General features: G+C 71.0%; 1 protein-coding gene. It reads left to right on the top strand.

The annotated features are described in order from the left end of the window. The coding region (locus GY812_16330; protein MCP4437050.1) for a molybdopterin-dependent oxidoreductase at nt 1-939 on the top strand (939 nt) is incomplete at both ends.

The raw sequence follows: 939 nt of genomic DNA, 5'->3' as shown, positions 1-939 counted from the left end.
GGCGCCCCGCGGCGGCATCGGGAGCAGCGGCATCAGGTACGAGGCCGCTGAGCTGAGCCTCGGCGACCGTCCGTTCATCGACGACCTGCGCCCGCCGGGGCTGCTCCACGCAGCCGTCCACCTCGCCGCCCATGCGCGGGCAGACGTGGTGCGGATCGACACCTCGGCGGCCGAGGCCGTCGAAGGCGTCGAGGCGGTGTACACCGCAGCGGATGTCCCCGGAGAACTCCGGGTCGGCATCATCCACACGGACTGGCCGGTGTTCATCCCCGAGGGTGGGCGCACCTCGTACCTCGGCGACGTGTTGGCCATCGTCGTCGCCGGCGACCGCGAGACCGCCCGGCGCGCTGCCACGCTCATCGAAGTCGGGTATGTGCCGCTGACCCCGTTCAGCGACCCGGTCGTCGCCGTGCGGTCCGAAGAGGGCGCCGTCTGGGATCTCGACGGCAACGTGCTGTCGGTGTCCACCTACGCGCGGGGCGACGCCGAGGCGGCACTCGCCGACTCGACACACGTGGTCGACGACATCTTCCAGACCCAGCGCATCGAACATGCCTTCGTGGAGCCCGAATCCACGCTCGCCGTCCCCTCCGACGACGGGTTGTACGTCTACTCGGGTGGCCAGGGCGTATGGGACGACCGCGACCAGGTCGCCTCCGTGCTCGGCATCGACTCCGACCGGATCACCGTCGAACTGGTGAGCAACGGCGGCGCCTTCGGCGGCAAGGAGGACATGTCGAACCAGGCCCAGACCTCCCTGGCAGCCTGGCTGCTGGGCCGCCCCGTCCGGTGCACGCTGTCGCGCGAGGAGTCTCTGCTCATGCACCCGAAGCGGCACCCGATCCGAATGGCCTACCGGGCCGGCTGCGACGCCGACGGGGTCCTGACCGGCCTGTGGGTCCGCATGATCGGCGACTCCGGCCCCTACGCCTCGGTCGG

Source organism: Actinomycetes bacterium, assembly GCA_024222295.1.
GTDB lineage: Bacteria > Actinomycetota > Acidimicrobiia > Acidimicrobiales > Microtrichaceae > JAAEPF01.
This window is presented reverse-complemented; position numbering and strand designations above follow the sequence as displayed.